The sequence below is a fragment of the Pseudomaricurvus sp. ABR4_320 genome (genome assembly GCF_056159445.1).
In genome coordinates, this window is the sequence record NZ_JBSWVF010000041.1 from 1 (window position 1) to 5,889 (window position 5,889).

Below are 5,889 nucleotides of genomic sequence, written 5' to 3' on the forward strand. Positions count from 1 at the left end.
TCGACCTATTATCAATGAAAGCGCTTAGTACAAAAAACGTCTACAGCATCACAAGATAAGTTATCTCTCTTCTCATCTCTAAGCCTATTCTTATCTTAGTTACTGGACTTTATTGCCTGCCATTGTATTTACTAGGATCATCTCAGTAACTTTCCCTCTTTTTCGAATTCTCGTTTTATTCCCTTATAAATATCGTCATAAGCAATACTTTGCGCACCCCGAGCCAGCGAGCGCAGGCAGGCAAACTGTACGACGTTGGTAATGGCAGCTCCGGTAAGCTCATATTTTTGCGCCAGCGACATCAGATCCACATCACTGTCCTGTTGAATTTCGTCCGGAAAGGCTTTGCGCCACAATAACTGACGTTCACTGACACCCGGCATCGGGAAATAGACGGTGGATTGGAAGCGGCGGCTGAAGGCATCGTCAATATTGCTTTTAAAATTTGTCGCAAGAATCACTAAACCGTCGTAATGTTCAATCCGCTGTAACAGGTAGGAGACTTCCTGGTTGGCGTACTTATCGTGGGCGTCGCGTACGTTAGCGCGTTTGCCAAACAGGGCATCGGCCTCGTCGAAAAAGAGGATCCAGTTTTTGTTGGACGCTCTCGCGAACAGGTTTGAAAGATTCTTTTCCGTCTCTCCGATAAACTTGGAAACCATCATAGAGAGATCAATGCGATAGACGTCCCGCTCGGTGTATTTGCCCAAGAGGGTCGCTGTCAGCGTCTTACCGGTACCCGGTGGCCCGTGGAAAAGCGCCCGATAACCCGGTTTGAGTTTGCGCCGCATGCCCCAGTCATCCATCAGCGTGGCGCCATGGCGAACCCAGTCTTCCAATTCTTGAATATGCTCCATGGTCTCCCGGTGAAGCACCAGATCATCCCACTCCAGATCGGATTCCAGCCGTTCCGCCGGGAAGTCAATGCTGAATTGAGGACGAGCTGCCTGCCCCATAATTAGCAGGTCGACATAATCCTGGGAGAGAATGATTCGACCGCTCATGCGGGGCTCTCCATCCGGCACCGGCTCCAGCCAGAGAATATGGTCCCGGGCAAAGGGGTGATCCGCGCTAAACAGCTGAAATACCTGAATGCGTCTTACGCTATCATCGCCGGCAAGCAAAAACAATGCAGTTTCGCCCGTTGGCAGCAGCCCACGAAAATTCTTGCCCCGGGAGCCACCAATCTGTGGGAAATCCCCCGCCTGCGGCAGAGCGTTCTGAATAGTGCGATCAAAAAATTCCGCCTGAATATGTGGCACCAGAGCCAGCAGCAGAATTACCTGAGCCTCCTCCGATAACTGCCATTGTCGAACAACGCGGTTTAACGTCGGTATTTCCACAATACTGTTGGATAGGAGAGAAATCAGTCCACTATCAACGCCGGCATCTGCAGAGAAATACGCCTCAATCCTCAACGTTATAAATGCCGCCAGGCGATTTAACGCCTGCTCAAATTGCGGGATTTGACTTGATTCATTGGCCATCTGTCGGTCTCGTCCGCTATAGCAGCAATGACACTAATCTTTGGTAATCGGCTTACGTACCGTCTGCTGTACAACATGGGTCAGTTCATGTGCCAACAGTAGTTGACCTGAGTGGGTCTCGGGGCGGTACTTACCTTTACCGAAGAATATATCCTGACCACGGGTGAATGCCTGAGCACGCAGCTGCTTATTCAATTCTGCCGCTTCAGCATCGGTATGGATCCGCACGCCGCTGAAATCCGTGGAGAATTCACGCTGCATCATATTCAGTGTTTCACCGGACATCGGTCTACCACGACCCTTTGCCTGTCCGATTTTTTGAGAGACGCCAGTACTTACTGGACCACCCGCCTCGCCCTTTGCCTGAATCTCGTCTTCCTCTTCTTTAGCCTGGATATCCTCTTCATCTTCCTTGGCTTGCAATTCTTCCTCCTGCGTCTTCGCCTGGACCTCCTCTTCTTCCTCTTTAACCTGCACTTCCTCTTCGTCCTGTTTTGCTTGTACTTCCTGCTCTTCTTCCGGAGACGCCATCTTCTGAATCTTTTCCTGGATAAGTTTATCCTTCTCCATTCGAGAATTAGTAGAATCTAGTTTTTTATCGTCAGCGGGAGAAACTAGCGAAGCACGCTGGATGGATGAGTCAGCATTATGAGCCACGACTTTGGCAGCAACCTGATCCGCTTCTTTTTCCGAAGGGTCGTTGGCCTTGCCGATGGTTAATTTAGCCTGAACCGCCGGTCCTGTAGGGACGCGACTCTTAAAAAAAGGCTGTTGTTCTTGGTTATTAGATTTCGCGAAGAATGACTCGTTCTGCTTTTTTTCATGTTGGTGCGCATTGCGGAGCCGTCGAGAATAGGAATATTTCACCGTGTTTATTCTCCTGTCTATAGACTTGGGTACAACGCTGGAAAATCGCTTAACAGGCTGTTAATCCTGCTAAAGAGTTTTAACTAAAGCTAACAATATTGCACAAATGAACTTCAACGAAGTATCGTGACAACATAGCTTGCTCCGCAGCGTCTTTAAAGGAACTTTTGAAAATAATTTCTGGGAAAGATGTACTAGGACTGTACGACAAAACTGCTCGACGGAAAAGTAACTCGCGAGGGTTATATGGGCTGGTAATAACAAGGAAAGTTAAACGGAACCGGTATCGTTGACGCCCCATATACGAACACAAACGTTCGCGCCACTCACGAATTATCAACTCGAAGCGCTGAAGCTTTGCAGGGTCTAGCAACAGGCGTGCGATTCGCCATCATTGCATTGCCAAATCGCCCTATCACAACCACTGCCAGCGTTGAATCACCTCCCCTTCCAGACACCTCAGGAACCGATACTGGGCCGCATAAAAGACCAATTGGTATTGTTTACTCTTTTACGCATCGGCATAGAAAAGAAAACGCGGACTCGATAACAGCTATTTCTATCTAATATGAAAATAATGATCACTCTATATCTATTTATCTGCACGGATAGGGATATCTCACCCAGCATACTCCGCAGTGAAAAGGCAGATTAGCTGAACGGGACAGACCTGTTGAGTAAGAGCTTATGTAATAGCGCGCGTTATACCAACATTTAAAAAAAGAACATTTATAAAAGACCTTTTATCCGAAGCGTAAAATAAAAAGAAAATTCCCCCAAATGGGGGAAGCTCTATTTGATAATGCAAACTATGCTTACGTGCATCCTAAAAAATATATTATTAGTCCGACCGATATGGGCTTAAGACAATGTTTTATTTACGGAAACTGCAAAATAACTGTTTCAGGGCGAGACTTCCGATAAACGTGCCAAACGGCACAGTTGTCAGACATTTTGTTGAATCAGATGCCTTCGGAAATGACGACATAAGAGTATTTTTAGGAGCTTCAGAAGGCGCTTTATCAGCTACCGTCTCTAAGAAATATGTTGTGAACTGAATAGTTTATGAATCTCTCATACGTGGTCGAAAATCAATGGCAGCGAAAAGCTTCTACGATCATATCCATAGCTGTGAGGCAAGCTGTAGAGCTGAACGGCTAATAAGCTTCATGCAACCCTGTTTAGCAAAATAATCAGCTAGGATTTCTGCCCACTTCTTACGTATTTTTTAAAAAATGGATACTCGACAAGACTAGCTAAGATCAAGTACGTGGCCTGGCACGCCGCTCCGTAAATGCAAAAAAAGGAGACAGCAAAAAACTTACGGAGGAGCAATTTTCCATGAGTAATTTGCTCGCGAAACTGGATAATATTAATGAACTCACAACTATCAACAATATTATATAAGCCACTATCTATCGCGACGGCGCTAAGGGCACCAACATTCTATTCATAGTCATGACGGCCAATAAAAAAGGAAAGCCTTTTGCGGATGGAATTAAACTCCAAAAATACGAATCAATTCCGTCACTCTATAAAATACTTAAGATTTAGAAAGATCTTACAATCGACTGAATCTCTATATCGATGGCTCTTTCCACCATTGTGATTTTAAAAAACGATTGGAAATATTTATGAATAAAATATATATATTTATTAAATCGATAATCATATTAATAGCTATTTTTTTTACAGAAATTATAGTAGCACAACAAATAATACAAGGCGCTTGCAACGTTCAACTAGCATCGAGTTCGTCCAGTTCTATTACACTTTATTGCTTTAGCGAAAAAGACATAGAAGATGATAATGGCGATAGCGCTAGTTCATTTTCTGTAGAAGCAAGCGTTTCAGAACTACAAAGTGATAGTAAAACATTCACAATAATACTCAACAATCTATCTGCATCGATTCAGGCTGAGATTCAACCATCATCCCTTGCTCTTACGGATGACCTAGGTAATAGTTATCGAGTAAATTGCCAGTCCCCAATGTTGGACTGCACCGACACTAAATTGCTTCCGCCAGAGGGAATTTTGAAACTAGAAATAGCTCTAATCGACAGAATCAGCAGTGAAGCTACGAACGTTATTTTCTCGTTAAGAGACTTCTCTTACTATCAATTAACCAGACTAGACCGAATTAAGTCTCGGGCCATTACTTGGAAAATGCCAGTTTCCCCTCAAACCTTATTACCAACAGCAGGTGATATTCGATCCGAAGAAAAAATTAGTTTGACTGTAAACGAAAAAAAGAATATTCAAAATGCTCTTACTATTCTTGAATACTACAGGGGAAATATAAGCGGCAATTTCGACACAGGGACTAGAGACAGTATACGTGACTGGCAAAAAGATGCTGGTTATAGACAGACAGGTTACATAAGCACATTACAGCTATATGAGTTAATGCCTACAGCAAATAGAGTAAGTCGTAATAAATGGATTAATGATAAATTTCAGAAATTAGAAAAGTCCCACAACACTCGGGATGAAACTAAGGCAAATTTTGATCAAGAAAGTAAATTACTCTGCCAGGAATATAATCGCCGGGTGGCTGAGATGCACAGGAACTCAGGATTTGGATATTTTCCACCCAGTTCACCCATACCTTGCGATTGAAACAACTATTCCTTGACTTACTACTATCTCTAAAATTCAACTTTTCATTGCCTTGTATGATTCAATTCTCACCACTAGTCGCTTGTTATTTTTGAAAAGTATCAATTTAGTGGATTTCCACTGCAATACCGTCTCCGTTTGAATTTTGAACATTTTTATTTCCATTTATCATTTGGCCTGTATTGGGAGTAGGCGTATTTAATGTGTATAGATCAGTGATTAATTTTGATTTCTCTTTCGAAGTTAAGTCATCTGCTTCTGCGATAAAATTGCACTGCAAAAATATTAATCGTTCCCAGATATATAACTCATCAGCAGATGGGTAAGAATTTAGAATATTTTTTGAAGTCTCGTTATAGATACCTTCCATATTTAGATCTGCGCCGGCAAGGCGTGCAAATAAACCATCAATTCTACCATTCAAAACCCCTTCAAATTCTGTCGATTTGTTGGTTGGACTGGCTGGAGCCAAACTATTGCAATCGAACGCAGCTGTATAATTAACGAAACTTATTTGAGTAACCAATACAATAAAAATAGGACGAAAATGGCGCATAATTTTTATTTCCATTTGACAGTTAATATTATTCAACAAAAAACATTCAGTAAGTACCCTGTTTTATATCTTAAATTGTTATTTTTGATAATGTAATTGCACTCGAACGGCTATTAGAAATTATTATTAGAATTTACGAATTTATAAATTCGCCACTCCTTAAATTATTTTCAACGAAATCATTTAGTCGATACAAGGTTTAATTTCTTAAATGGGTAATTTACTGGCGCTAAGAATCTGTTCTATTTATTCTTCTATTTAAGAGACTTTTGACTGTCGTTTAATTCAGCATTCGCCAAATAAAATAAAAATGCACGTAAATATAAACCAAATATTCTCTTATTATCTAAATTGCTAA

General features: G+C 42.1%; 4 protein-coding genes. 1 reads left to right on the forward strand and 3 read right to left on the reverse strand.

The window, feature by feature from the left end; translation table 11 throughout:
- Positions 1 to 137: 137 nt before the first annotated feature.
- Both ACXAFR_RS27000 and ACXAFR_RS27005 read right to left on the reverse strand, forming a co-directional pair.
- Positions 138 to 1,487 (reverse strand): ATP-binding protein, encoded by a 1,350-nt coding sequence (locus ACXAFR_RS27000; protein ID WP_475183185.1) that lies wholly within the window; start codon positions 1,485 to 1,487, stop codon positions 138 to 140.
- Between the two features lie 33 nt (positions 1,488 to 1,520).
- Complete coding sequence (locus tag ACXAFR_RS27005) at positions 1,521 to 2,354, reverse strand: eCIS core domain-containing protein (protein WP_475183188.1); 834 nt, start codon at positions 2,352 to 2,354, stop codon at positions 1,521 to 1,523.
- A gap of 1,634 nt (positions 2,355 to 3,988) precedes the next feature.
- Here ACXAFR_RS27005 and ACXAFR_RS27010 point away from each other — a divergent pair.
- Entirely contained in the window at positions 3,989 to 4,975 is a 987-nt protein-coding gene (locus tag ACXAFR_RS27010; RefSeq protein ID WP_475183189.1) for a peptidoglycan-binding domain-containing protein, read from the forward strand.
- Positions 4,976 to 5,081: 106 nt separating this feature from the next.
- Here the strand turns inward: ACXAFR_RS27010 and ACXAFR_RS27015 are convergent, their stop codons facing one another.
- The gene (locus tag ACXAFR_RS27015; RefSeq protein ID WP_475183190.1) at positions 5,082 to 5,531 is read right to left on the reverse strand and encodes a hypothetical protein; all 450 of its coding nucleotides are present in this window, start codon (positions 5,529 to 5,531) and stop codon (positions 5,082 to 5,084) included.
- Positions 5,532 to 5,889 lie beyond the last annotated feature (358 nt).

Bases quoted from the DNA above. Each gene is read 5' to 3' on its own strand.
- ACXAFR_RS27000 (WP_475183185.1), bottom strand. From the start codon at position 1,487: ATGGCCAATGAATCAAGTCAAATCCCGCAATTTGAGCAGGCGTTAAAT.
- ACXAFR_RS27010 (WP_475183189.1), top strand. From the start codon at position 3,989: ATGAATAAAATATATATATTTATTAAATCGATAATCATATTAATAGCT.
- ACXAFR_RS27015 (WP_475183190.1), bottom strand. From the start codon at position 5,531: ATGCGCCATTTTCGTCCTATTTTTATTGTATTGGTTACTCAAATAAGT.